The sequence below is a fragment of the Methylovulum sp. genome, from assembly GCF_028687615.1.
GTDB lineage: Bacteria > Pseudomonadota > Gammaproteobacteria > Methylococcales > Methylomonadaceae > Methylovulum.
This window is the reverse complement of record NZ_JAQTZU010000005.1, coordinates 24,276-47,568: the sequence shown is the minus strand read 5'-3', so window position 1 is coordinate 47,568 and position 23,293 is coordinate 24,276. Positions and strand designations below refer to the sequence as shown.

Genomic DNA, 23,293 nt, shown 5'->3' with positions numbered 1-23,293 from the left:
TTATGAGTAAAGGACGCTATTTTCAGGTTTGAATGTTATGTGGCGGACTTGCCCACAAAAATCACGAAAGGCACGCAAAAAAACGTTACGGAACCGCTTCCTTACCCTTCATGCCATTGATCCAAAACTTATTTTTCGCGCCTTTCGGGTTTTTCGCTTCGCGCTCTTACGGGTCGTGGACAGCGGCTGGTCGTGTGCATCATCAATTAATAATGCGGCGGTATTTCATGGGCATTGCTCAGATTTTCATCCTCTTGCCGCTGGGTTGAAATACTTTTGATGCGCTCATTAAGCAATGTACAAGTCATTTCCAAACGGTCAATTTGCTGCTGTTGCTGGCTGACGATATGGTTCAATGCCTGTAACAAATCTTCCTGATACGCGGCTTTGATTTCCAGCTCGATAATCCGCTCTTCCACCGTCATTTGACCTGAGAATTGATGACGATGGCGTGGTTATTTTTGTCGGACGTTGCCGCCGATTCCACCGTGCCAATCAAATCCCCTGGCTGCGACATGGCATTGCCGGATTTGGACACCCGCGCCAATAATTTCACGTCGGCAAAGTTTGACAGCTTCATGTTTGGCATCATCGCCAGCGCATCGGTCAAGGTCACGGTCAATGGCAAATCCGAGACTTGCTTGCGGATGATCGCCAGCGGCACACGGGAACCCGTTAGGGCTTGGGCGTAAATGAACACCGTATCATTAGGCGTAACCGACGCTTGCAATTCAGGTGCAAGGCTGACTTGGATTTCCAGCGCGATAGGGGGAGCTTGCGCGGCGGTTACCGTTTCAGTTGGCGCACCGCCAGCAACACCACCTGGCGCAGCCGCCTCCAATTTGCTTAACAATGTCTTCACTTCCTGTTGTGCTGGTGAATCCGGTGGCAATAAAGTCAATAACTTACGCCATAATTTTACGCCTTCCGCCGCTTCGCCCGTTTGCGCTTTCGCCATGCCGCCGTACCACAAGGCGGTGATGTTGTCCGGCTCATGAGCCAGGACTTTAAACACCAGTTCCGCCGGCTTGCCCGCCATTTGCTCGTTATTGGCAAAGGCGAGCGCGTCGGCGTATAACAACATAATCTCCGATTGCTCGCCCAATAAGGCATAAGCCTTCGCAAACGCATCGGCGGCTTTGGGGAATTGTTGCAGGTATTTGTAAGACTTGCCCAGCATCGTCCAGCCTTCGGCATCGGTGGGGTTGGTCTTCATACGCCCGGCGAGTTTGGCGACCATTTTGTTGATGTCTTCGACGTTCGGCGTGGCAGGTTGGGCAGCGCCTAGCATTTCCGGTGTGGGCGTAATGGCTTGATAAGTGCCTAAGCCTGCGTATAAAGCCAATGCCGACAACGGCAGCAACATCGCCAACACATAAGCCAACCAGCGGCCCTGCGCGGGCGTAGCGTTTGCAGTGGTGATGTCCAAATCATCTGCCAAAGCCAATTCCAGCTCGGTGCGTTGATCTTCGTATTGCGCTTGCGTCAGTGCGCCGGATTGTAATTGATCTTTTAATTCCGCCAGCCGCGTTTTGGCAATCACGATATTACGCGTGTCCATATCGGCGGCAAGCACCGTGCGTTGCCGCCACAGCGGTGGCAAAATAATCGCCAAGGCGATGAGTATCAGTAGGCCGACCAGCAGCCAAAACAAGGTAATCAAGAAGCATCCCCTTCATCTAACAAACGGCGGATTTTCGCCAATTTTTCGGTTTGTGTATTTTCTACATCAGCATCCCTTTTTTTATCGCCAGGGAGGGTGTGTATGCCAAAGTCCCGTTGGGAACGGGGCTGGCGCTGGCGGATGACAAAAAATACCGCCACTAAACCTAGCAGCAAAAACACTATCGGCCCCAACCAGAGCAAGCCCGTTTTTAATTTAAACGGCGGTTTGTACAACACAAAATCCCCGTAGCGGTCGGTCATAAACCGCACAATCTCCTCGCGCGATTTGCCTTGCTCCAACATTTCTTGGACTTGCCTACGCAAATCCGCAGCCAGTTCGGCGTTGGAATCGGCGATGGTTTGATTTTGGCAAACCAAGCAACGCAGTTCCGAAGTCAGCGTTTCGTAAGCTTCCTGTTGCTCAGGATTGGCGAACTGCCGCGAGTCAATGGCATCGGCGGCGAATGGCGATAATAGCAGTAATAACATCAGTATGCCGGGTTTCATGGAGCCTCCGCTTGCAGTTGGGCGATCAGGGGCAGGAAAACGTTTTGGACATCGTCCGGCATCACCGGCCCCGTGTGTTTGTAACGCACAATGCCTTTTTTATCCATTACAAAGGTTTCCGGTACACCATAAACGCCCCAATCCAAACCGATGCGCCCGTCCTGATCCATAATGCTGACATTGTACGGATTGCCCAAGGTATCCAGCCAAGTTTTCGCGGCGGCGGGGTCGTCTTTGTAATTCAAGCCGATAATCGTCACTGCTTTTTGTTTAGCAAATTCATTTAACACCGGATGCTCTTCACGGCAGGACACACACCACGAAGCCCAGACATTGAACAACCAGACTTGGCCTTTTAGGTCGGCGGTCGCCAGTTTTTCGTTTGGTGCTTGCAGCTTAGGCGCGGCGAAAGCGGGCGATGGCTTGTTTAGCAATGGCGAAGGGATTTCGTTAGGCTTTAAGTTCAAACCGATAGCGAGGAAAACCGCCATGACGATGAACAGGATTAGGGGGATGAGGTATTTAAGCATTGTGGTTATTTTTTAATGGCTTACAAATAATGGTCATGATCGTCGCCTTCCCAGATATCATCGTTTAAAAAAGTATAAACGGATTTGGATACAGCCGAAAAAATTGGACACTTAATATCTTCAATAGTTACGTTTGCCATAGCGTTTTCATTTTGGCTTCCTAAAGGGTTCAAAATATTTACCCATACCAAGCCCACTTTCAAATTAACCAAACTATTGTTTACGCGCATTAATGAAACTTTTAGTTTCTTGAAGTTCCAGCAGTAAAAATTGCCTCAAGGCTTCGGTGTCATGTTGCAATTCGCTGGTAATTTGGTAAAGCTGGGTGATGCTGTCCTCACGCAACCGCTTAAGGCGCAAGCAATTGAGATTTAAAACTTACAGTGTGCGCGGCTTTCCCGACATCTGGCTGATTCAGGCTTGGATGCGGAATCACTTCGCCGTCCAGCTCAAAACTGAAATATTTCGTCTATTTATTGTTTGTATCTACTCCCATCTGACTGAAAAACCGCATACCTTTATAGAGAGATAAGCTTTGATTTAGAAGATGTTTCCTTATTTCAAGGTTGTACGTTTTCAAAGTGGGACGGGAGCAGAAAGCTCCGTTGCCAATTAAGGTTTTAATTGCCAACATCAGCAAATAAAAACTACCGACGCCTGAGATCATCGTTGCCACACTAGGCCAAAGCTTGGTGAATCCTTCGTTATACTTAAGGCTTAACGCAAAAATTATTTCCACAAACCCTGCAGGAAACAACAATAACCTCGCCACATGCACCTCTTTCGTCATCATAAAAAAGACGCATTATACTAAGCTAGGGCCAGTAGTTGCTTAGTTTGTAATGCCCATAAAATGGGATGGGGCATAGGTTATCAATTATATGAAGTTACGCATTAAAAAAATGGCTCTATGTGGCTAGTATTGAAACTGTTTTTGACAGGAACTACGCGGATCCTATTGGCCGGCAGGGAGTTGAAAGCGCAACCGATAAGTGCAGGAAAGAAGGCTATACCCGTGGCATAATTTCTCCGAGTGTGTTTTGTCGAGTTCATCGTTTTGAATCGGTTAAGTGCATAAATGATTAAGCCATAGCGATACTCCATCATCTAAGAGCTTGGAAATTAGGCTTGCGATGGATGTTGCAAGCTCACTCAACTTAAAGCGTTCAGTTAAGGAAAAAACCAAAAATGAATACAAAACACTTCTTTCTGCGTATTTTTATCGGCATCATGGTATTTCTCGTGGTTTTGCCCACTGGGAATTTTATTCCAGACTATATTTTTTTAGTTGTCCAGCCAGAGCGTCAGCAACAACCGATGCGTGTATCGGCCCCCATATCGATGAATTATACGATACGATTTTGATTACTAGGCTTATCCTGTTAATCCCAATGACATTGGTGTTTTCAATCATGGTTATTAAGGATGCCGATATGGCCAAGCTTCTTCAGCAATTGAAGATTTTAGCGGCGATAACGGCCGGTTTATTTTTCCTAGCCAGCATTGAAATTTTTAATAAAGTTTGAATTGACCCTAACCGGATGTGCCCGCGCTAAAGATAGAGTCGGCACGGAAAGCAACCCTAATTGCCGTCATCCATTTTAATAAAATCAGTGTCATTAGCCGACCAAACCTTAACAGAGAAAAATACCTATGAGCTATGTCGTACAAATTTGGGATAATCCCGTAAATAAACCTTTTCCCGTGAGCATTGATGCTGCTTTGCAGCTTCTTGAAACTTTGCAGTCTTGTCAGTTAAGTGAGTTTAACCCGAAATTCATCGCCCTGGCCGAGCGGCTTAAACAACGCTATCCAGATATGGATTCGGTGCCGTTTGATGAAGACGGGGATGATGATTTTGATTTGTCCGAATTGGCTTGGACTGATTCGCCACTCAATGGTAAAACCTTTGATGCGGTTTATGGTTTAGGGCTTAACCTAAATGATTTGTTTGACGAAGTCCGCCCGTTTGTGATGCAGGAAGCCGCTGAGTTAGGGCTTTGCGTGATGGATGAGCAAGCGGGAGAGGTGTATTTGCCAGACGGCAACGTATTGAGGATGCCGGGCAAAACCACCCCTGCTTCATCCACAATAAAGCAACCGACAAACGAAGAAGTGCTGGACATCGTTTTTGAGCGCCTGGCTCCGCTTATGCTCGAACACGGTTACACAGCTTACAAAAATAAACACCTGTTCAAACAAATCCATCCAGAAAGCTGGTGTGAAATTATGCTTTGGTCTCCAGGGTGTTATGGTTTGCCGCTTTTTGCCGAGCTCGGCATTGTAACGACACTACGTTGCCATGCCATTTCAGACCTAATTTGTGAACATGCCTATCCAGACAAATCTCTAGAAGATGTGGCGAAAATGTCCACGCTTTCTTTGAACTCGGATAAGTGGATTGAAGGGACTGATGAATTTGAAGTGGGGGGAATGGGAGGGCGATATTATATTAAACGGTTTGAACAAATTGATGCGGTCGTGGCGCAGCTAACCATGAAATTACAGGCTTATCTATTGCCAGCGCTGGCGCAATACAAAACCTTATCAAGCTTTGAATACCATTTTAATACCCTCGAAGAAGCTTCTTCTCTCTTTGAGATTGGCAAGTTCGGATATGGAATGGTGAAAATCATTGCTGCCTACCTGGCGGGGAATCCGGGTTTGGAAGCGTTATGCGAAGGCTTTTACCAGTGGGCCCAGGAACAAACAGGGAGGTATCAACATAACGGTGCGCCAGAAATCCTAAGGTGCATCGACTATGTGCGCAGCCATCCCCGGCCAACAACACAGAACAAGTAACAGGAACCGCCATACGGATTTTCCTGAGTTTCGCGTTGCTTCATTCAGATCACCAATTAATTTTGGCTCTATATGGGTTTTAAGGTCTTTTGTCCGTTAATAAATATAGCGGCCATAAATACCCCCGTCATTCCGGCATACCCTCTGGGGCATAAAGGGATTGCCGGAATCCAGTTCACAAGGACGTGAACGGTTACAATTAGGACAAAAAATAGATGGTTGACTGTTTTTAAATGCCCGTTGTGACCCAGATGCCATCCTTGGCATCTGGATTCCGGCAATCCCTTTATGCCCCAGAGGGTATGCCGGAATGACGGGTATTTTGGAGATAACCACGCTTATTAATGACTTAACGTATATTTTTAGCAAAAGACCTTAAAACCCATATAGAGCCATTTTAAAAATCAAAAACCAACGCTTCGGCTCGATAGACAAGGAAAGCCATTATCTGGTCGAAAGCAACGGTCATAACCAAGGCGAAGTGCTGTTTTTGCAGGACACCGCCGCCATCCGCGAGGAACTGGACTCCAAAACCCGTGCGTCAACACTGTTTGCGGTCATCGTCATGACCGTCGAGCAAAAACCCGCCGCGCAACAGCATTTCCGTACGCCACTGGTGTTCACCATTCAGGAAGCCAAGGGTTTGGAATATGAAAACATCATCCTCTACAATTTTTGGTAGTCCTGCAATCGGAATGATAATAGATTTGTCAATAAAATATTGCGATGACCGTACGCCTTGAAGTACGGGCATTCGACCCAATAAATCGGTAGGCTTGACTTTTTACAAATCATTCCGATTGCAGGACTACCCATGACCGTTAAGAGTTCGGGCGTGGCAAAAACTTGGCCGCAAGGCGATTGTTTAGCCAAATCATTCGGGTTTGCGGCCAGTAACTAGGAAAATATTGACACTGGCAAAATACACGCCTTCGGCATCCGCCTGTGCTTGGCTGCCACGCCAGCGTTGCACCTCTTCAGTAGAGAGGACTCCGGCGGCAACGGCATCTTGTTCCGTCCTGTCCGCTTGTGTTGCCTGGCGGATCAACATGCTTCGGGTAACTGCAACCGGAAAAACTTCAAAGCTAATATCCGTTAAGTTTTGTTGTTTGAAGAGCCGGCATAATGTGCGTCCTGAATAACCGTTATGCAAGGCGGAACAGGCGACAAACCGTGCATATCGCCGCTCAATGTCAATTTCGTCAGTATCAATGGATAAGGATCCCCAGTCAGTATCCACGATAACTACCCTGCCAGCGGATTTTGTTGCCCTGACCATTTCTGACAAGGATTGTACCGGATTAGGCAAATGTTGAAAGAGCCGGTCACTGCGGCAGGCATCGAAATAATTGCTATCAAAAGGCAGGGATGCGGCATCGGTTTGCTGATGCTTGACCCACGCGCTTACACCCGCTTGCTCCGCGCGTTGATTGGCTTCGGCCAGCATCGCCAAATCGTAATCCACACCGATGACTTGGCCCTGGTTGCCGACCAATAACCCTAGAGGGACGGTGTCAGTACCTGGGCCACAGCCCAAGTCTAATACCTTATGGCCTTTTTTAATGGACATGGCATCGTAGCTACGCTGTTTGATGTTATTGAGCAGTTTGGCAAAAATATCGAGGGCTTCGGTATCTAAATAGCCTTTAGGGAGTGACATGAATTATCCTTAGCCTGTGGTATGGGTGGCTTATTGACCGGTTAGAATTGACTGTAAAAAGGTCTGTTGTTATCAAAATAATTGCCAAAAAGCGGAATGGTGGGTTAATCTCAACGCGTTTGTAAAGAATTAGGCAATAATTCCCATATATTTGCCAAATGTGAGGCATTCAGTTTAATTCTGGACAATGGTGTGTTGGGGAGGGTTCTGAAAATGGAGTTAAACCACATTATTGACTAAAAATGAAACTCCCAAGCTATTTTTTCACAAAATCTTCTGCTTCACTCAAAAATGACGGCTAAAAATAGTCAATAAATTTCGATAGTAAACACATAGGTTGATCAATGAAAAATCCCTCAATATCTGATGAAGTGTACGCTATCCAAGAGCTTGAAGTGCTTGCTGAAAAAGCGGCAAATACCTTTAAGCCGTTTTTAGGAGCTAATGGTTTCGATTTGGAGCAATACAAACAGTTTTTAAACACCATGTATCATTACACGGCCAGAAGCGGTGAGATGATAAGACATGCGGGCAATATTGCCCATAACGAAGAGTTAAAGAAATATTTTAACCACATGGTTAGTGAGGAACAGGCACATTATATTTTAGCCAGGGAAGATCTAAGGGAGTTAGGGGATGATGTTTCTGAAGCAATACCCCAATCAGTTAAAAACTTTCATGCCAGATGGTTTAATTTAGGTGACAACATCTATCCTTACTTAGGCGCAGTTTATGTTTTTGAAAATATAGCCAAACATTTACAGATGGAAGGTAACGTTTTTTTTGAACGCTTAGGGTTAAATAAAAAACAAAAACGCTGGGTTGCCATTCATTTAGAAGCTGATCTGATACATGGTGAAGAAATTATCGACTTATGCTCACGCTATTTTGATAATAACCCGGTTGCTTGTCTCGAAGGGGGAAAGATGATGTGTGGTTCCTGGATAAGTGTTTTTACTGATTTTAATAGCCATTAGGTTTAGTATGATTGACGCTTTTAATCAGTATTTTGAAATGGTCCCTGCCATTTCAAAAGAGCTTAAAAATGAAGTATATAAGCTCCGTTATCAAGTTTATTGTTTCGAAATGGGCGTTTTTAGTCCTGATGATTATCCTGACAAGATGGAATATGATGAATTTGACCAACACTCCGTGCATTATTTAATCCGCCATCGGAGCTCTGGGGACTATGCCGCCACTACCCGGCTTGTCTTGCCTAATGTTACGTTCCCAGAAGAGTTATTTCCAATTGAAGTCAATTGTGAAATCGACAATACCGCTCTGATGCAACAAATTAACCGGGCTAACTTGGCAGAAGCGTCCCGATTTTGCATATCCAAAGCGTTTAAAAGAAGAAAGAATGAATCAAACACCTTGGTGGCAATAAACGAAGGTGTTTGTGAAAACCGGGAGTATTTCTCTTTGCTAGAACGTCGGGCGCTTCCTCATATGAGTTTTGCGTTGATAACCTGCTTAATAAAAAGTTGTTATGAACATAATATTGAATATCTTTTTGGAACGTTGGAACCTGCGTGGTTCCGTTTTTTGTCATCGGCGGGGGTTCATTTTATAAAAATAGGCCCGTTGCTGGATTATCACGGGGAGAGATGGCCGTGTATCATTAAAATCGAGGAGTTAGTTGAGAACATAGCGAATGAAAACCAGCAGTTATGGGGTATGTTGACTGAAAAAGGAAATTATTAATTAATCAAGTCGTGGGGTCAAAAATCGATGGAGGCTTCAAAATAAAAACTTCTGCCAGCCAAAGGCAAATTTTGTGGTAATTGCAAAGCCGCAGGTTCAAGAGGATGCCCATCAAAAGCATTTCGTAAAGAAGCGGCAAGATTTAAATGTTTAAATAATTTTTTACCGCGCAGTGTGAGATCAACGGTCTCATAATCGTCTAGCTGGCGTTGGTCGCCTAATGCGCGAGTCCTTCCTCCTATCCAGTTAAGTTGGGGTTGTATGTTCCATTGAGGCGAAAAATGCCAGCCTAAAGCGACATAAATATGGTGTTCCGGTACGCCTGATATCCGCTTATCGGTTGCCGCGTTGGTTGCATTCTGCCAAGCATAATTGCCTTTTATATTCCACTGTTGGCCCCATTGCCAGTCCCACTCAAATTCAGAACCATAACCGTTTTGATTGCCGTTGTTTTGATATTGGCTTAAGCCATCGGTCATTGGCACAGTGGATATAAGGTTGCTAATCTCATAATAATATATGTTTAGTGTCGTATGCAGTGACAATAAGGGACGATAATCAAAGGCCAGCTCAGTGGTGTTGATGGTTTCAGGTTTCAGGTATTTATTGCCCAGTACGACAGGATTGTTTTGTGTGCCTTGTTCTGAAAAATTGGGCGCCCTGAACGCCCTGCCATATAACAGTTTTCCGGTTAACCGCTTATTAATATCCCAAACCAGAGCCAAACGCGGATTTAATGTGCCGCCAAAATCAGAATAATTGTCATAACGCACACCTGAAGCCAGTTGCCAGTTTTTGGCGATTTGCCATTCATCTTGGGCGACTAATGACCAAATTGAGCGATTGGTATCAGCCAAGTAGACAAAAGGCGTTCCGGTAAGGTTGGTTAGCTGCCCGTTTACTACGGTTTGGGTATTGTCCGTTATCACCCCCGTGCCTATATTTATACTTTCCGTAGTTGAAATTGCTTCATGGCGAAACCCCGTGTTCAAGCGCACGACATGCTGATTTAAACCACGGAAAATTGACGTTAATTCAAAGGAGGGGATTTTTTCTAAACGTCCGACATTGGCATTCACACCATCAGGAAAGTTTATCAATGAAAAATCCGAAGTATTGATATTGCCATCAGGGCCTATAGGTAATCTGGTTTTATCAGGAAATAGTTGCAGTTGCGCGAGAAAATTAGTGCGTAGATAACTTGCGTGGGCGGTCAATTCCCAATCATCCAGCCAATCTTCTGTGGAAAACCGCACATCACCTAAATATTGTTCGCCGTTAGCGATGCCCTTAGGGTCTAAGGCGCCAGCAATACCTGCACGTGTCCCGGCATCCATTGAATTAAACCCCCAGAAGCCAATATTCCAGTGCTTGCGCTGTAAGTTAAGATGCCCGTTCAAGGTTTCATAGCGTGAGTTTAAAGCCCCTGGTGCATGTGAGGCATGAGTTTGAAGTGCATTGTCGAATGCTGTTTGGGCGTCGGCATCCATAACACGCCCGTCATCACCTTGGGTATGTTGATATTGCAGGCTAGTGCCAATATTCCAGCCTGCCAGTTCGGTGCTATGCTGCCCCCAAGTGCTTTGGGTATCCCAGTTGCCGGCACGCACACCTGCCCGGGTACCATTAATGTCACCCGCTTTTTTAGTGATTATATTAATGACGCCAGCAAAAGCATCGGCACCGTATAATGCGGAACCAGGGCCACGGATCACCTCTACGCGCTGGATAGCTTCCAATGGCATTTCTGTGCCCGTCATCAATGTGCCACCAAAAGGCGTGGTAATGCGGGTGCCGTTTAGCAAAATCAGAACTTGTGAATTGGCGTTATTGCTAATGCCCCGCATACTGTAACTATAGTCATAATCCCCTTCTTTAATACTGGCATGAACACCAGGAACAGTTTCCAGGACTTCATGCAGCTCGGTCGCGCCCATAGATTTGATCTGGTCAGCGGTGATGACACTGGTGATGGCGGCGGACTGGAACACGGGTTTTGGGGTGCCGGTGGCTATGGTGACCGGGATATTGGCGAGTTCAGCAGGTGACATCGCAAAATAATCTTCCATTTCCACTTCGGCTTCAGCCAAGACCTTGCCAGGGCAGAAAGTAAAAAGTAGAAAGCTAACAGACGTTATGGCTTTGATATTCATTGCGTGTCACGTTTAAAAGGTATTATCAACTTGAGATCCTGCAAGGGCACGGGTTTGCCAATACCGTAGCCTTGAGCGTAATCCACGCCTAACTCTTTAAGCAAGTTAAATATTTTTTCGTTTTCTACAAATTCGGCAATGGTTTTTTTGCCCATCATTTGCCCGACTTCATTAATGGCCTTAACCATAGCAAGGTCGATTTTATCATCGAGAATATCTTTGACGAACAAGCCATCAATCTTTAAAAAATCCACTGGCAGGTTTTTTAAATAGGCAAACGACGACAAGCCACTGCCAAAATCATCCAGCGAAAACGAACAGCCCTTGTCCCTGAGTTTATGAATAAAACGGGTGGCGCTGGTCAGATTGCCAATCGCGGCGGTTTCGGTAATCTCGAAACAGATTTTCTGGGTAGGAATATTCCAAAACGTAAACTGCTCAAGGATAAAATTGAACAGGTCATCATCAGAGAGCGACAAACCTGATAGATTGATTGAACAGAGTTCGAGCTGTTCAAGAAAGTTAGGGGTTTCGGCGATCCATGCAAACAGATTCTTTATCACCCATCTATCCATCGCCGGAGCCAGATTGTAACGCTCGGCGGCCGGCAAAAAAGCGCCTGGCGGGATGATGGTGCCTTTGGCCTCTTTATAACGCACCAGGGTTTCAAAATGCAGTTTTTCATCTGGTTTGGCTATGCCTGCTATGGGTTGTCCATACAAACAAAATAAATCCTGTTCCAAACCTTGCTGGATTTTTTGCACCCATTGCATTTCACCATGCCGAATTGCCAGTTCTTCATCATCAGGCCGAAACACATGGACGCGGTTGCGGCCTTTGTCTTTGGCGGCATAGCAGGCGGCATCGGCTTCTTTGAGCAGGTTGACGGCATTGCCGCTAGTGTCCTTAATGGAGGCAATCCCGATACTGACGCCGACTGAAAAACGCCGTCCTTCCCAGGCAAAATGAAAATCCCTGATGGCATCGCGTATTTTTTCACTGGCGACAACCGCTTCATCGAGTGTGCAGTGATACATCAGCACACCAAATTCGTCCCCTCCTAGACGGGCGATGAAATCATTGCGGCGCAAATGTTTTTTCAGCAAATCGCCCAATTGCCGGAGCAATTCATCGCCGGCCAAATGCCCGGAGGTGTCATTGACGATTTTAAACTGGTCCAAATCCAGATAACACAAGGCGTGTTCAGAATTGTCGGTATTCGCCAGGGCAATGGCGTTTTTTACCGCTTTATCAAATTCACTGCGGTTAGCCAGGCCGGTCAAGGCATCATGGCTGGCTTGATAGGCAATTTGTTGGCTGAGCTTGTGGGTCTCCGTGACATCCTCACAGACCAGCAACAAATTGTTTTGTTGCCCATCATAACCGGCCATCCGGGCGGTGGCCCTGACCCAAATAATGCGGCCGTTATCGCAGACTTGCCGCAGCTCCTGCTTGTGGACAGTCGATGGGCTGGCAAGGCATTCCACGATTAATTCGCTCATCAACGCCAAATCGGCAGGATGTACAAAATCCAAGATCGAGCAATCTTCCAGGGCATTGACGCTTAAGCCTAAGTGATTTGCCCCTGTCAGGTTGGCTGACATAATCAGTCCGGTTTCGCCCAGGTTAAAAATCATCGTTGGGTTGTCATCGTACAAGGCCAGATAGCGGTCTTTGGCACGAGTCAATGCCCGGTTTTGGTTTTCCACGCGCTCTATCAAGCCATTGAAGGCATCGACCAAGACGCCTAGTTCGTCGTTATAATGTTTTTCGGCGCGTAATGAAAAATCTTTGGTATCAGAAATGGCCTTAACCGTTGCCACCAGTTTTTTTACCGGCAAGGCGATCAGTTTAATAAACGGTGCCGTTAAAAAGAAAGCGATGATTGAACAAGCGGCAATCACCAAAAACACCATCAGGGTGAACTGTATCTTGCGTCCGTAAGCGTCGGAAAAATCGGCGTGTACGAGGATGGAACCCTCATGCTCCCCTTTATCAACAATGGGTACCACGACCCAAAACAGATTGTTTTCAAAATGGCTGGACTGTCCGGCAATGTTAGGCGGACAGATCCAGACGGCGTTTAGGGGGGCTTTTAGGAACTGCGCGAAAAGCTGGCCTGGTTTATTGTAGACACAGGCCGCTTGCACTGCCGGCTGGATATTTAGCGCCGCCAAATTCTCCTTGGCTAAATCAGGGTCGCCGAACATCAGTGCGGCGGTGCTACGGTTGCCTATCACGGTCGCCAGTGTGGTCAGGTCGTTCTCGACAACTTTTTTAAATTCGACCGTTTCCAGCGCAATCAAAACGATGCCCGCAAATAACAAAGAAATTAGGCTGGGAAACAAGATCGTCGACAACAGTTTGCCACGAATGGAAAGACGGCGGATTTTGTCAATCATGGCTATCACCATCAATTAGTTCGGAAACTTCCATTAATTTCGCACTGACTTTTAGTTCACTTTCTTGAAATGCTTTTCGGTTGATTTGTAATTTTATCCGGCTGTCCTCGGTGATAAAGCCGACCATGCCGCCATTGCGGGCAAAATTTTCACTTTCGCCGACCATCAAAATGTTTTTGTCTTTATGGATTGATGGCGGGATGGGGATAGACGAACTGACGAAGAGAATATGGCAAAGGGTTGTTTTGCTGATGCGGAGCAGTGTGTTGATATTATCAAGCCTGAACAGTTTAATCGGTTTGCCAAAGGCCGTGCGCTGCTCAATGGGTTCGATCAATGCGCCAAACGGGTCATCCCCCAAAATGCACAGATTAAAGCTTGCCGATTTATCTTCGGGCCAGGTGATAAATTTAGTGAAATTATAAAGATACCCCGCTTTAATTTTATATTCAACGGCATCTGCATAAAGCGGTTGCGAAAATAGCAGGCAACAAAAGCCCACTAAAACCCAAGGCAATTTTATAAAGTTTATTTTCGTAACCTGAGAGGAGCGCAGGTAATACAAGAATAGCGGATGCAATCGGCCTGCCCTGGATAATTAACTATAAAAATGGTGATGGCCTAGTATAGACACATTGCTAACCACAAAAAAACCTTTTAAGTACCAGGATCATATAATTGTGGTCTAGTACCCCCGCGCTTTCACGGATACTGTGCATCGCCCATAGTGGGTTGCCGACATCCACGCAAGCTATGCCCAATTTTGCGGACACTATCGGGCCTATGGTGCTGCCGCAAGGCAAGTCACAACGGTGCGAATAATATTGGTAAGGGACGCCCGCTTCTTGGCAATAATGGGCAAATAAGGCTTCTGAACCACTTTCGCTGCTGTAACGGCGGCTGGCATTGACTTTAATGACCGGGCCGTTATTGACAATGGCCTTGTGTTCGGGCTCGTAAGCCAAAGGAAAATTCGGTTGATACGCATGGGCCATATCAGCACTGATCATGACGCTTTTTGCCAGGGTTTGGTGATATGCCTGCAATCCAGTGTCCGTGGCGATGGCGATGCGCTGGAGAATATCGGGGAGAAAACTGCCCGCCGCGCCTTTATGGCTTTCACTGCCGATTTCCTCATGATCAAAAAACGCACAAACCTGTGTGCCATCATTTTCCAGCACCGCATCATCAAGCAAGGCGGTCAGCCCGGCATGGCAAGATGCCAGATTATCCAATTGGCTGTCGGCATAAAATTCTTGGTTTGCCCCCCAGAACGCGCCGGGCTGGGTGTCATAAACCGCCAAATCCCAAGCCAAAATCCGCTCGCCCGTTATCCCGGCCTGTTGTGCCAAAAGTGACTGGAAATAATCGGGCGGCAGTTGTTCCTGCGTCCATCGCGCCAACAGCAAAGGCAGCTCGTTTTGTTTTTGCAATTTGAGACCATCATCATTGACACCCCGGTTCAAGTGGATGGCCAGATTCGGCAATCTAAGCAAGGGGCGGTCAAAGCACACCAGCGTATTGGCGATGGAACCTTGCGAGGTTTTATAGCTGAGTCGTCCAGCCAAACCTAAATCACGGTCGGTAAAGGTTGCGAGGATTGGGCCGCCATAAATTTCCACGCCCAAACGTACAAATCCGTCCAAACAACTGCCGGCATTTGGCCTGATGCGTAGCCCGGGCGAATCGGTATGGGCGCCGATAATTTTAAAGCCCGTGCTAGACAACGGCTTTTGCCCCAACCTAAAGGCGATGAGGGAGGAATCCCCCCTGACAACATAATAGCGTCCACCTGCCTGTAATTGCCAATGCTCGGTTTCATCCAGGGCCTGGAAGCCATGATGGCCGAGGCGTTCGACCATGTTTGCCACCACATGCCAGGGACTGGGGCTGGCATCGATAAAATCCAGCAATTGTTGGGTGTGCAAGTGTCCGTTCATAAGGTTTCGTGCAGATCAAGGGCGGCGGAATTGATGCAGTAACGCAAGCCTGTCGGTGCGGGGCCGTCAGTAAAAACATGGCCCAAATGGGCTGCACAGCTTTTGCAGGTGACTTCAACACGGCGCATACCATAACTGCTGTCCGCGTGTTCGGCGACGCTGGTGCCGGACAGCACATCCCAAAAACTTGGCCAGCCTGAGCCAGAATCAAATTTAGTTGCCGATGCAAATAAGGCGTTGCCGCAGCAAACACAATGATAAGTCCCGACTTTTTTGCAATCGACATATTTGCCGGTAAACGGCGGTTCCGTGGCTTTTAAACGGCAAATGCTGAATTGTTCAGGCGTGAGCCTGTCGATCTCTTCCTGGACGCCGGGGCTTGGTTTTTCGTTTGGGTGTGGTTTTTCGGTCATGTGCATATTCCTGGGAGTAAGGGCGGCTGGAAACCAGTACGCTGACCTTACGATATAGGGCAAAAGAGGTGTTTGACAAGTCATTGGATTTTCAGGCGGACTACTATTTAGATTGTGGCTCTATATGGGTTTTGGGGTCTTTTTACTAAAGGCGTAAGCTAAACTGTCAATAAGCATGGCAACCTCCAAAATATGCGTCATTCCGGCAGGGATTGCCGGAATCCAGATGCTAGGGATGGCATCTGTGTCACAACAAGCGTTTAAAAATAGTCGAATATCTATTTTTGGGCATAATTGTAACCGTTCACCTCCCTGTGAACTGGATTCCGGCAATCCCTGCCGGAATGACGGATGTATTTATGGTCGCTATATTGATTAATGGACAAAAGACCCTGAAACCCATATAGAGCCTAGATTGTTTTAGATTGTTGCTTCTAAAATCACCTAAGCTAACCTAAAGATAGAATGGCTCAATTGCTTGTTGAATGCAGCCGGCGATGCAGTTGCGGCAAGAAAGTTTTGATTAGGATATTGCCTAGCAGCAACGGCGCACTGATGAAAACCCACAGATAAGCCAACAAAAGGGAGCCGCGTAAACTGTCCCCAAACCTATTGTCCAGATTGAAACGATGGCTCGCAGGATGCGCAAGCCGCCCGCTTGCATCCGTAGGATTTTCACCACGATCAAGCAAGCCGAATAGAGGCTTTACTCCAGACTTTGCCCCAGTCGTTTCCTGTTCGCTATGGCTGCTTGCAAGCGTCGCTTCCTGATCATGATGCCACACGGCATGACGCCAAATCTTTTGGCGTTCTGTCAAATTAAAACCATCCAGCACGGATAGTAGCGCATGTAAGTCCGTTTTGTCTAAAGTTTGGACATGTCCGGCATCACATCCTAAATGTTGGAACAGCCGGAACAATCGCCAACCGCTGTTATTTTCCTGGCTTTGCCGAGTGGGCTGGGTGCATGGCTGGAACTGAACTAACAATGCCATATCCGCCAGATGTTGCCAGTCTGTCCGGCACTGGCGTTCGGAGCCTGAGCGGATGATCAGGGCTTCGGCTTGCTGGGTGAGATGTTCCGGCAAATTGCCCTGATAAAGCTGTAGGCGTACCCAGAATTCGGATAAATTTTTACGGAAATACGCTTGCAAGGAGCTGATTTTGGCTTCGATTTTCCACAGCTCATGACAAACCTGGTTCAGCCAGAGCCTGTCCAGCGTCAGGCGTATTGCCAGCAAATCAGCCAGTGCCGGTGTTGGCGCGTGGCGGGATGGATGGTGGGCTTGTAGCCAATGGGGTGATTCCAAGGCCAAGCGGTGCAAATACGCTTGCCATTGGCTAGGTGGAATATCAAAGCGTTGCAGTTGCAGGATGATTGTCGATACCGCATCTTCAGGCAATTCGGTGATTATATTTTGCCAATCAGGGAGTTGATGTAAAAAAAGACCGGCATCATGACCTGCCAATGTACGCCATAATCCATATAAACCGGGGTTTTGATGTGCGGCGGTAGACCATGCGGAAACCCCGGCATCCACCTGTAGCCCATCAATGCGCTGCAATTGCTGGTTGATCGCCTCGAGAATATCAACGCCGCTTAAGGATCGCAGCAAATCCCGCAGGCTAAGCGTTACGCCCAACAACGCCAATAGGCGGTCAAGTTCTGCACCCGCTAGGTGTCTGAGCGCGTTATGGACATCGTTGCCATCCAGCCAGCTTTTTGGCAGATCCGTTGCGGCTACGTTCCTCAAATTAAAAGGGGCGCAACCCAAACCCGTGTTTTCTGGCTCCGTATTTGAGCCAGACATGCTAGGCGCGATGTACTCAGACGCATCATCAGGCAAATCCAGGATGCCAAGCAACGCCATCCACAAATCCTGTATAACATCGGACTCCTTGGCATCTGCGAGTAACTTTTGGCGCACAGGATCAGGCAAATCGGGCTGCATTTTGCTGAAGGCGGACATTTCATCACGCCACCAGGCCAACGGGCCAGCGTTGACGGCGGACATATCAAACAACAGGGCGATACGGTAAATATCCCCACGGGTGATGATGCGGCCACCAATGCTACCACCAATACTACAAACGGGCTGTTTTGCCTGTAAATCGGCAAGCTCATCGAATGCGGCGGACAAATTGGCATCGTTAATCCGTCCTTGCTGATAAAGTTGGCGGCAATGCCCTTCAGAAACGGGCAATGCCTGACTATTCCGCCAGGACGGGTCGTTGACCAAACCATCGACAATCCCAATAACCTGGGAGCGGAAGAAGGCGAGTTTTTCGGCAGGTATGGACATGCTTGAACCTATAAAGCCAGGGGATTGAGCAAATGATGCAGGTGCGAAATCGTGCTGGCTGACAAATCAAGCAATGATTCAGGTAACAAGCCCAAGGCCACGATAGCCGTGACCATGATCCCCGCCACCAGCGCTTCTAACGGACGCGAATCCTCCAGTGCTTGGCGGGGCGGTGGAATTTCGCCAATAAACAACAGGCTAAGGGTGCGGATGAGGTAAGCGGCGGTAATCAATAGGCTAAATGCGATAAAAACCCATAGCCATCCCCATTGCGGATAAAAAGCCGCCAGGGTTTGCAATTCGGCAATAAAACCGATAGTCCCTGGCAAATTCATTGCGGCGAACAGGCTGATAATCATCAGGCCAGACCAGCGCGGCATCAAGGGTATCAGGCCGCCATAATCTTGGACTAAGCGGCTATGGGTGCGTTGGTACAGTTGCTCGGTCAACAACAACAACGCCCCGGCAGTCAAGCTGTGGGCGGTCATTTGCAGTACCGCACTCTGAATGCCCGCTTGATTCAGGTTGCTGATGCCCAAAAGCACCACTCCCATTTGGCTGATGGAAGCATAAGCGATCATGGCTTTCAGATGGCTTTGCCGCCAAGCCAGCAAGCAGCCATACAACATACCGGTCAGTGCCAGCAACACCAGCAAGGGTTGCAGGATATGCGCCGCGTCCGGCAGGATGACCAAGACCCTGAGCAAGCCATAAGCCGCCATTTTGAATAACACGCCTGACAATAACAAACTGACCGCCACTGGAGCTTTGACAAACGCCAGCGGTAGCCAGCCGTGTAAAGGGAAAATCGGCAATTTGATGCCAAAACCAAGCAAAAAGCCCAGCAGCACCCAAACTTGTTGCTGGACTGGCATCGCTTTCGCCGAGTTCTGGATCGATGTCATTAACGAACCGCTATGTTCAAGATGGTACTGGCTAAGGGCCAGCAAACTGATCAACATGGACACGGAGCCTACTAGCGCGTAGAAGACAAAATTGAGGCTGGCGGCATGGCTACGGTTGCCGCCCCAACGACCAATCAAAAAGAACAGCGGAATTAAACTGATTTCCCAAAAAATATAAAACAACACCCAATCTTGGGCGAGCAATACGCCCAGCATACCGAATTCCAAAACCAGCAAGCAGAGATGAAAGGCTTTGGCATGTATGCCCAGGTTTAGCGAAGCCAACATGGCGGCTGATGAAAGCAAGGTGCAAAGCATTAGCAAGGGCATGGACAAACCATCAACACCCAGTGAATAAGCACTGCCCAAAGCCGGGTTGATGGCAAAAAACTCGGTGAATTGCAAGGCGGGGTCATGGGGGGCATATTGGCTAAGCAGCCAAGCACTGAGCAATAAGGTTGCCGTTGTGGACAGGTTGGCAACCAGACGCACTTGGCTGATATTTTGTCCGGGAATCCATATCAGCAGCAAGCTGCCAATAGCCGGAGTCCAGAGCAATAGGCTGAGCATCCCCATGATGTTGTACCCTTAAGTCTGATATGGTCAGCCGATGTATGAAGGCAGGAGGGTTTTCGTCAAGCTAAGGCGATTTCCTGCAATGAATTTACCAAAAAATCTGTCCACGAAAGCCAACAGTAGGCGCATTAGGCGACACAAAAAACACGAAAAAAACGTCTCCAAGTTATCTTTTTCGTGATTTTCGTGGACTTTAGTTTTTCTACGAAAAAGTATTTTTGATGGTATGTTCTTTATCGAAAACCACCTAAGGAACGGGCATGAAATAACATCGACAACTTGTTCCCTCTCCCACCGGGAGAGGGCTAGGGTGAGGGAAATCAAATGTTCAAGTTATTTCATGCCTATTCTTAAGTACATTATCTTAATAGCCCGCCACTTACAATAAATTAGGGGCATACACATTGGCGGCCGGTTGGTTATTGGGCGAGCAAAGCCATTAATTCATTGCCAAACAGTTTGCGTGAAGGCAATCGGTCTTAACAATCCCGAGGAAATTATTCCGTCCGGTAGTTAGGCGCTTCTTTGGTGATCGTGACATCATGGACATGGCTTTCGCGCATTCCGGCACTGGTCACACGCACAAACTGGGCTTTTTCGTGCATGATCTGGATGTTGCTGCTACCCGTATAACCCATGCTGGCCCGGATGCCGCCCAGCAATTGATGGATGACCGCCAGCAAACTGCCTTTGTACGGCACACGGCCTTCAATGCCTTCCGGCACCAATTTTTCGACCGCATTGGATTCCTGGAAATAACGGTCACTGGAACCTTGCTGTTGTGACATAGCACCCAATGAACCCATGCCCCGGTAAGATTTGTAGGAACGCCCCTGGAACAACTCCACTTCACCTGGCGCTTCTTCCGTACCGGCAAACAAACTGCCCAGCATCACCGAGTATGCCCCTGCCGCCAAGGCTTTGGCAACGTCCCCCGAATAGCGGATACCGCCATCGGCAATCAGTGGCACGCCCGTGCCTTTCAGCGCGTCGGCAACATCGCTGACGGCGGTGATTTGTGGCACACCGACCCCCGCAATGATGCGCGTAGTGCAGATCGAACCAGGGCCGATGCCGACTTTAACGCCATCCGCACCGGCCTCGACCAGTGCCAACGCGGCGGACGCAGTGGCGATATTGCCACCGATCACTTGCACACCAGGGTAGTTCTGTTTGACCCACCGGACTTTATCCAATACGCCTTGCGAATGCCCGTGGGCGGTATCGACAATAATGACATCGACCCCCGCAGCAACCAACGCGCCAACCCTCTCGTTCGTGTCCGGGCCGGTGCCGACTGCCGCGCCGACGCGCAGACGTTCCTGGCTGTCTTTGCAAGCTTGCGGGTAATCTTTGGCTTTTTGGATGTCTTTGACGGTAATCATGCCCCGCAAGTGAAACGCATCGTCGATGACCAGCACTTTTTCAATGCGGTGTTCATGCAGCAAAGCCACGGCTTCTTTAGGGTCGGCGTGTTCACTGACGGTAATCAAGCGTTCCTTGGGCGTCATCACTTTAGAGACGGCTTCATCAAAGCGGGTCTCAAAGCGTAAATCGCGGCTGGTGACAATGCCGACCAATTCGTCGCCAATGACAACCGGTACGCCGGAAATATTTTTGGCGCGGGTCAAATTAATGACATCACGGATGCTGGTGTCGGGCGATACCGTGATCGGGTCTTTAATGACGCCGCTTTCATATTTTTTGACATGACGGACTTCACGCGCCTGTTGCTCGATAGTCATATTTTTGTGAATAATGCCGATCCCGCCTTCCTGGGCGATGGCGATGGCGAGCCGCGCTTCAGTCACCGTGTCCATAGCGGCGGAAACTAGCGGAATATTGAGCGTGATTCCACGGGTCAGTTGGGTTTTTAGTTCTACGTCGCGCGGCAACACGGTAGAGTGTGCAGGGACCAATAAAACATCATCAAACGTGAGGGCTTCCTGAATAATTTGCATAAACCACACCTTACAGGCAATAAAATAACTCTCTATTATACGGTGAGCCTGAGTATTTAGTAACCTTAAATGATGGACTTACGGTCATGAGCCGTCCGAGGACATGCAAGAAAGTAGAATGCCGTTGAATAAAATGATAAAGTCTGAAACTTTCCTGCATAAGCCACAGGCTTGGAATATAAGCAAACTGTGCGTCTTCTTAACATTATTCATGCGTCCAAACCTTATGAAAACTTTACAATTGACCTCAAAAATTATTTTTGCAGCGATGGTGTGTGGTGTCTTGGCCTTGTCGGTCAGTGGCTGTTCAGATAATTCAGATAAGAAAGAAAAACCGGTGGCAACTAAAAGCAAACCCACCCATAACCCCAACCCGTTTGACCATTCCGGCGAGGCTAAAGTCACTGAGAATGAAAAGCAAAAATTTGAGCAAGTATTTGCGGCGCAATGTGTTGAGCGGGAAACAAAAAACTCGGACAATAAAGATGAAGACAAAAAGCGTTTTGAACGTCCCTGCACCTGTATCGCCACGTTTTTGATGAAAGACCTAACCGCGCAAGAAGCGGAAAAGTTTTTGGATGAACATGAAAACCCGCAATCCTTACGAATCAAATACGAAAACGCCGCCTACCATTGTTTGCAAGAAAACGTACCGCCCAAAGAGCCAAATTTCTCGCACCCAGCACCTGCGGCCGCGCCTTAATTAATAGGCACGATGGACATTAGAAACGCGCTACAAGCGGTATTGGAGCGGCAAGACCTCTGTCTTGAAGCCATGCGCGGCGTGATGCGCGAGATCATGGCAGGCAAAGCCACCGACGCACAACTAGGTGGTTTTTTGGTCGCTTTACGTTGCAAGGGCGAAAGTGTTGATGAAATCACCGCCGCCGCCGAAGTGATGCGCGAATTAGCGGACAAAATCACGGTCAACGGCGAACATGTTATCGACACCTGCGGTACCGGCGGCGATGGCGCCAACACCTTCAATATTTCCACGACTTGCGCGTTTGTCGTCGCGGCGGCGGGCGGGCAAGTCGCCAAACACGGCAACCGCTCGGTCTCCAGCACTTGTGGCAGTGCCGACGTGCTGGAAGCGGCGGGGGTCAACCTCAACTTGACCGCCGCGCAAGTCGCCTCATGCGTCAATAACCTAGGCGTAGGCTTCTTGTTCGCGCCCAACCATCACGGCGCGATGAGGCATACCCGCCAGGTACGCAAAGAAATGGGCGTTAGGACGCTGTTTAATGTCCTGGGGCCGCTGGTTAATCCAGCCGCCGCGCCCAACCAGTTAATCGGCGTGTTTGGCAAAGAATGGCTGGTGCCCTTGGCGGAAGTGTTGAAAAAACTCGGTAGCCGGCATGTTTTGGTCGTCCATGCCGATGATGGTTTGGATGAACTCAGCATTGCCTCGGCATCAAGTGTTGCCGAATTACGCGATGGTCAAATTTTCACCTACACGCTCACCCCGGAACAATTCGGCTTGGAACGGGCCAGCCTTGCCGGATTGGCCGTCACCGATGCGGCATCCAGTTTGGCTATGGTTAAAAGTGTGCTGGACGACCAGCCTGGGGCGGCACGGGATATTGTCTTGCTGAACGCAGGGGCCGCCCTGTACGCAGCCAATCTCGCCGATTCAATTGCAACCGGCGTGGCAAAGGCGCGGCAAGCCATAGCCAGCGGCGCTGCCCGTGGCAAAATGACCGCCTTGATTGAATTTAGCCAACAGTTCACTGCGCCGGGTGCTTGACTGTTGCAATGATGCCGCCACCCAA

Annotated in this window: 21 protein-coding genes; 7 read left to right on the top strand and 14 right to left on the bottom strand. The window is 48.2% G+C overall.

Going from position 1 to position 23,293, the window contains the following annotated elements:
• Positions 1–206: 206 nt before the first annotated feature.
• The 5 genes from PHH59_RS04190 to PHH59_RS04170 form a co-directional block, all read right to left on the bottom strand.
• A complete protein-coding gene (locus PHH59_RS04190; RefSeq protein WP_300011702.1) occupies positions 207–425 on the bottom strand; it encodes a SlyX family protein in 219 nt (72 codons plus the stop codon).
• A complete protein-coding gene (ccmI, locus tag PHH59_RS04185) occupies positions 422–1,663 on the bottom strand; it encodes a c-type cytochrome biogenesis protein CcmI (RefSeq protein WP_300011698.1) in 1,242 nt (413 codons plus the stop codon). Before ccmI ends, PHH59_RS04190 begins: the two co-directional genes overlap by 4 nt.
• Positions 1,660–2,172, bottom strand: coding sequence for a cytochrome c-type biogenesis protein (locus PHH59_RS04180; protein WP_300011695.1), 513 nt, complete (start codon positions 2,170–2,172; stop codon positions 1,660–1,662). Before PHH59_RS04180 ends, ccmI begins: the two co-directional genes overlap by 4 nt.
• Positions 2,169–2,702 (bottom strand): DsbE family thiol:disulfide interchange protein, encoded by a 534-nt coding sequence (locus PHH59_RS04175; protein ID WP_300011693.1) that lies wholly within the window; start codon positions 2,700–2,702, stop codon positions 2,169–2,171. Before PHH59_RS04175 ends, PHH59_RS04180 begins: the two co-directional genes overlap by 4 nt.
• A gap of 469 nt (positions 2,703–3,171) precedes the next feature.
• On the bottom strand, positions 3,172–3,474 hold the full coding sequence (locus tag PHH59_RS04170) for an SMR family transporter (RefSeq protein WP_300011998.1): 303 nt from the start codon (positions 3,472–3,474) through the stop codon (positions 3,172–3,174).
• Between the two features lie 361 nt (positions 3,475–3,835).
• Between PHH59_RS04170 and PHH59_RS04165 the strand changes: the two genes are divergently transcribed.
• From PHH59_RS04165 to PHH59_RS04155, 3 genes are all read left to right on the top strand, one after another.
• Complete coding sequence (locus PHH59_RS04165) at positions 3,836–4,228, top strand: hypothetical protein (protein WP_300011690.1); 393 nt, start codon at positions 3,836–3,838, stop codon at positions 4,226–4,228.
• A 127-nt stretch (positions 4,229–4,355) separates the two neighbouring features.
• Complete coding sequence (locus PHH59_RS04160) at positions 4,356–5,504, top strand: hypothetical protein (protein ID WP_300011687.1); 1,149 nt, start codon at positions 4,356–4,358, stop codon at positions 5,502–5,504.
• A gap of 490 nt (positions 5,505–5,994) precedes the next feature.
• Positions 5,995–6,186 (top strand): hypothetical protein, encoded by a 192-nt coding sequence (locus PHH59_RS04155; protein ID WP_300011684.1) that lies wholly within the window; start codon positions 5,995–5,997, stop codon positions 6,184–6,186.
• 192 nt (positions 6,187–6,378) lie between these two features.
• On the opposite strand, the gene PHH59_RS04150 is transcribed toward PHH59_RS04155, so the two are convergent.
• On the bottom strand, positions 6,379–7,164 hold the full coding sequence (locus tag PHH59_RS04150) for a methyltransferase domain-containing protein (protein WP_300011681.1): 786 nt from the start codon (positions 7,162–7,164) through the stop codon (positions 6,379–6,381).
• Positions 7,165–7,508: 344 nt separating this feature from the next.
• Between PHH59_RS04150 and PHH59_RS04145 the strand changes: the two genes are divergently transcribed.
• Together PHH59_RS04145 and PHH59_RS04140 are read left to right on the top strand one after the other, a co-directional pair.
• Positions 7,509–8,141, top strand: coding sequence for an iron-containing redox enzyme family protein (locus PHH59_RS04145; RefSeq protein ID WP_300011677.1), 633 nt, complete (start codon positions 7,509–7,511; stop codon positions 8,139–8,141).
• Between the two features lie 7 nt (positions 8,142–8,148).
• Positions 8,149–8,868 carry a PEP-CTERM/exosortase system-associated acyltransferase gene (locus PHH59_RS04140; protein WP_300011674.1) on the top strand — a complete coding sequence of 240 codons (720 nt, stop codon included), beginning with the start codon at positions 8,149–8,151 and terminating at the stop codon, positions 8,866–8,868.
• A 17-nt stretch (positions 8,869–8,885) separates the two neighbouring features.
• Here PHH59_RS04140 and PHH59_RS04135 read toward each other — a convergent pair whose 3' ends face one another.
• The 8 genes from PHH59_RS04135 to guaB form a co-directional block, all read right to left on the bottom strand.
• Entirely contained in the window at positions 8,886–11,021 is a 2,136-nt protein-coding gene (locus tag PHH59_RS04135; RefSeq protein ID WP_300011672.1) for a TonB-dependent receptor, read from the bottom strand.
• Positions 11,018–13,423 carry an EAL domain-containing protein gene (locus tag PHH59_RS04130; protein ID WP_300011669.1) on the bottom strand — a complete coding sequence of 802 codons (2,406 nt, stop codon included), beginning with the start codon at positions 13,421–13,423 and terminating at the stop codon, positions 11,018–11,020. Before PHH59_RS04130 ends, PHH59_RS04135 begins: the two co-directional genes overlap by 4 nt.
• The gene (locus PHH59_RS04125) at positions 13,416–13,940 is read right to left on the bottom strand and encodes a YfiR family protein (protein ID WP_300011666.1); all 525 of its coding nucleotides are present in this window, start codon (positions 13,938–13,940) and stop codon (positions 13,416–13,418) included. The genes PHH59_RS04130 and PHH59_RS04125 overlap by 8 nt, the downstream gene beginning before the upstream one ends.
• A 121-nt stretch (positions 13,941–14,061) precedes the next feature.
• Positions 14,062–15,363, bottom strand: a complete 1,302-nt coding sequence (locus PHH59_RS04120; RefSeq protein WP_300011663.1) for a M18 family aminopeptidase — start codon at positions 15,361–15,363, stop codon at positions 14,062–14,064.
• The gene (msrB, locus tag PHH59_RS04115; protein WP_300011660.1) at positions 15,360–15,776 is read right to left on the bottom strand and encodes a peptide-methionine (R)-S-oxide reductase MsrB; all 417 of its coding nucleotides are present in this window, start codon (positions 15,774–15,776) and stop codon (positions 15,360–15,362) included. Before msrB ends, PHH59_RS04120 begins: the two co-directional genes overlap by 4 nt.
• Positions 15,777–16,246: 470 nt before the next feature.
• The gene (locus tag PHH59_RS04110; RefSeq protein ID WP_300011657.1) at positions 16,247–18,079 is read right to left on the bottom strand and encodes a putative inorganic carbon transporter subunit DabA; all 1,833 of its coding nucleotides are present in this window, start codon (positions 18,077–18,079) and stop codon (positions 16,247–16,249) included.
• A gap of 8 nt (positions 18,080–18,087) precedes the next feature.
• Positions 18,088–19,560 (bottom strand): NADH-quinone oxidoreductase subunit M, encoded by a 1,473-nt coding sequence (locus PHH59_RS04105; RefSeq protein ID WP_300011654.1) that lies wholly within the window; start codon positions 19,558–19,560, stop codon positions 18,088–18,090.
• 497 nt (positions 19,561–20,057) lie between these two features.
• Positions 20,058–21,521, bottom strand: a complete 1,464-nt coding sequence (gene guaB / locus PHH59_RS04100; protein WP_300011651.1) for an IMP dehydrogenase — start codon at positions 21,519–21,521, stop codon at positions 20,058–20,060.
• Positions 21,522–21,747: 226 nt separating this feature from the next.
• On the opposite strand from guaB, the gene PHH59_RS04095 reads away from it, so the two are divergent.
• Both PHH59_RS04095 and trpD read left to right on the top strand, forming a co-directional pair.
• Positions 21,748–22,224, top strand: coding sequence for a hypothetical protein (locus PHH59_RS04095; protein ID WP_300011648.1), 477 nt, complete (start codon positions 21,748–21,750; stop codon positions 22,222–22,224).
• Between the two features lie 12 nt (positions 22,225–22,236).
• Entirely contained in the window at positions 22,237–23,268 is a 1,032-nt protein-coding gene (gene trpD, locus PHH59_RS04090) for an anthranilate phosphoribosyltransferase (RefSeq protein ID WP_300011645.1), read from the top strand.
• The last annotated feature ends 25 nt before the right edge of the window (positions 23,269–23,293 follow it).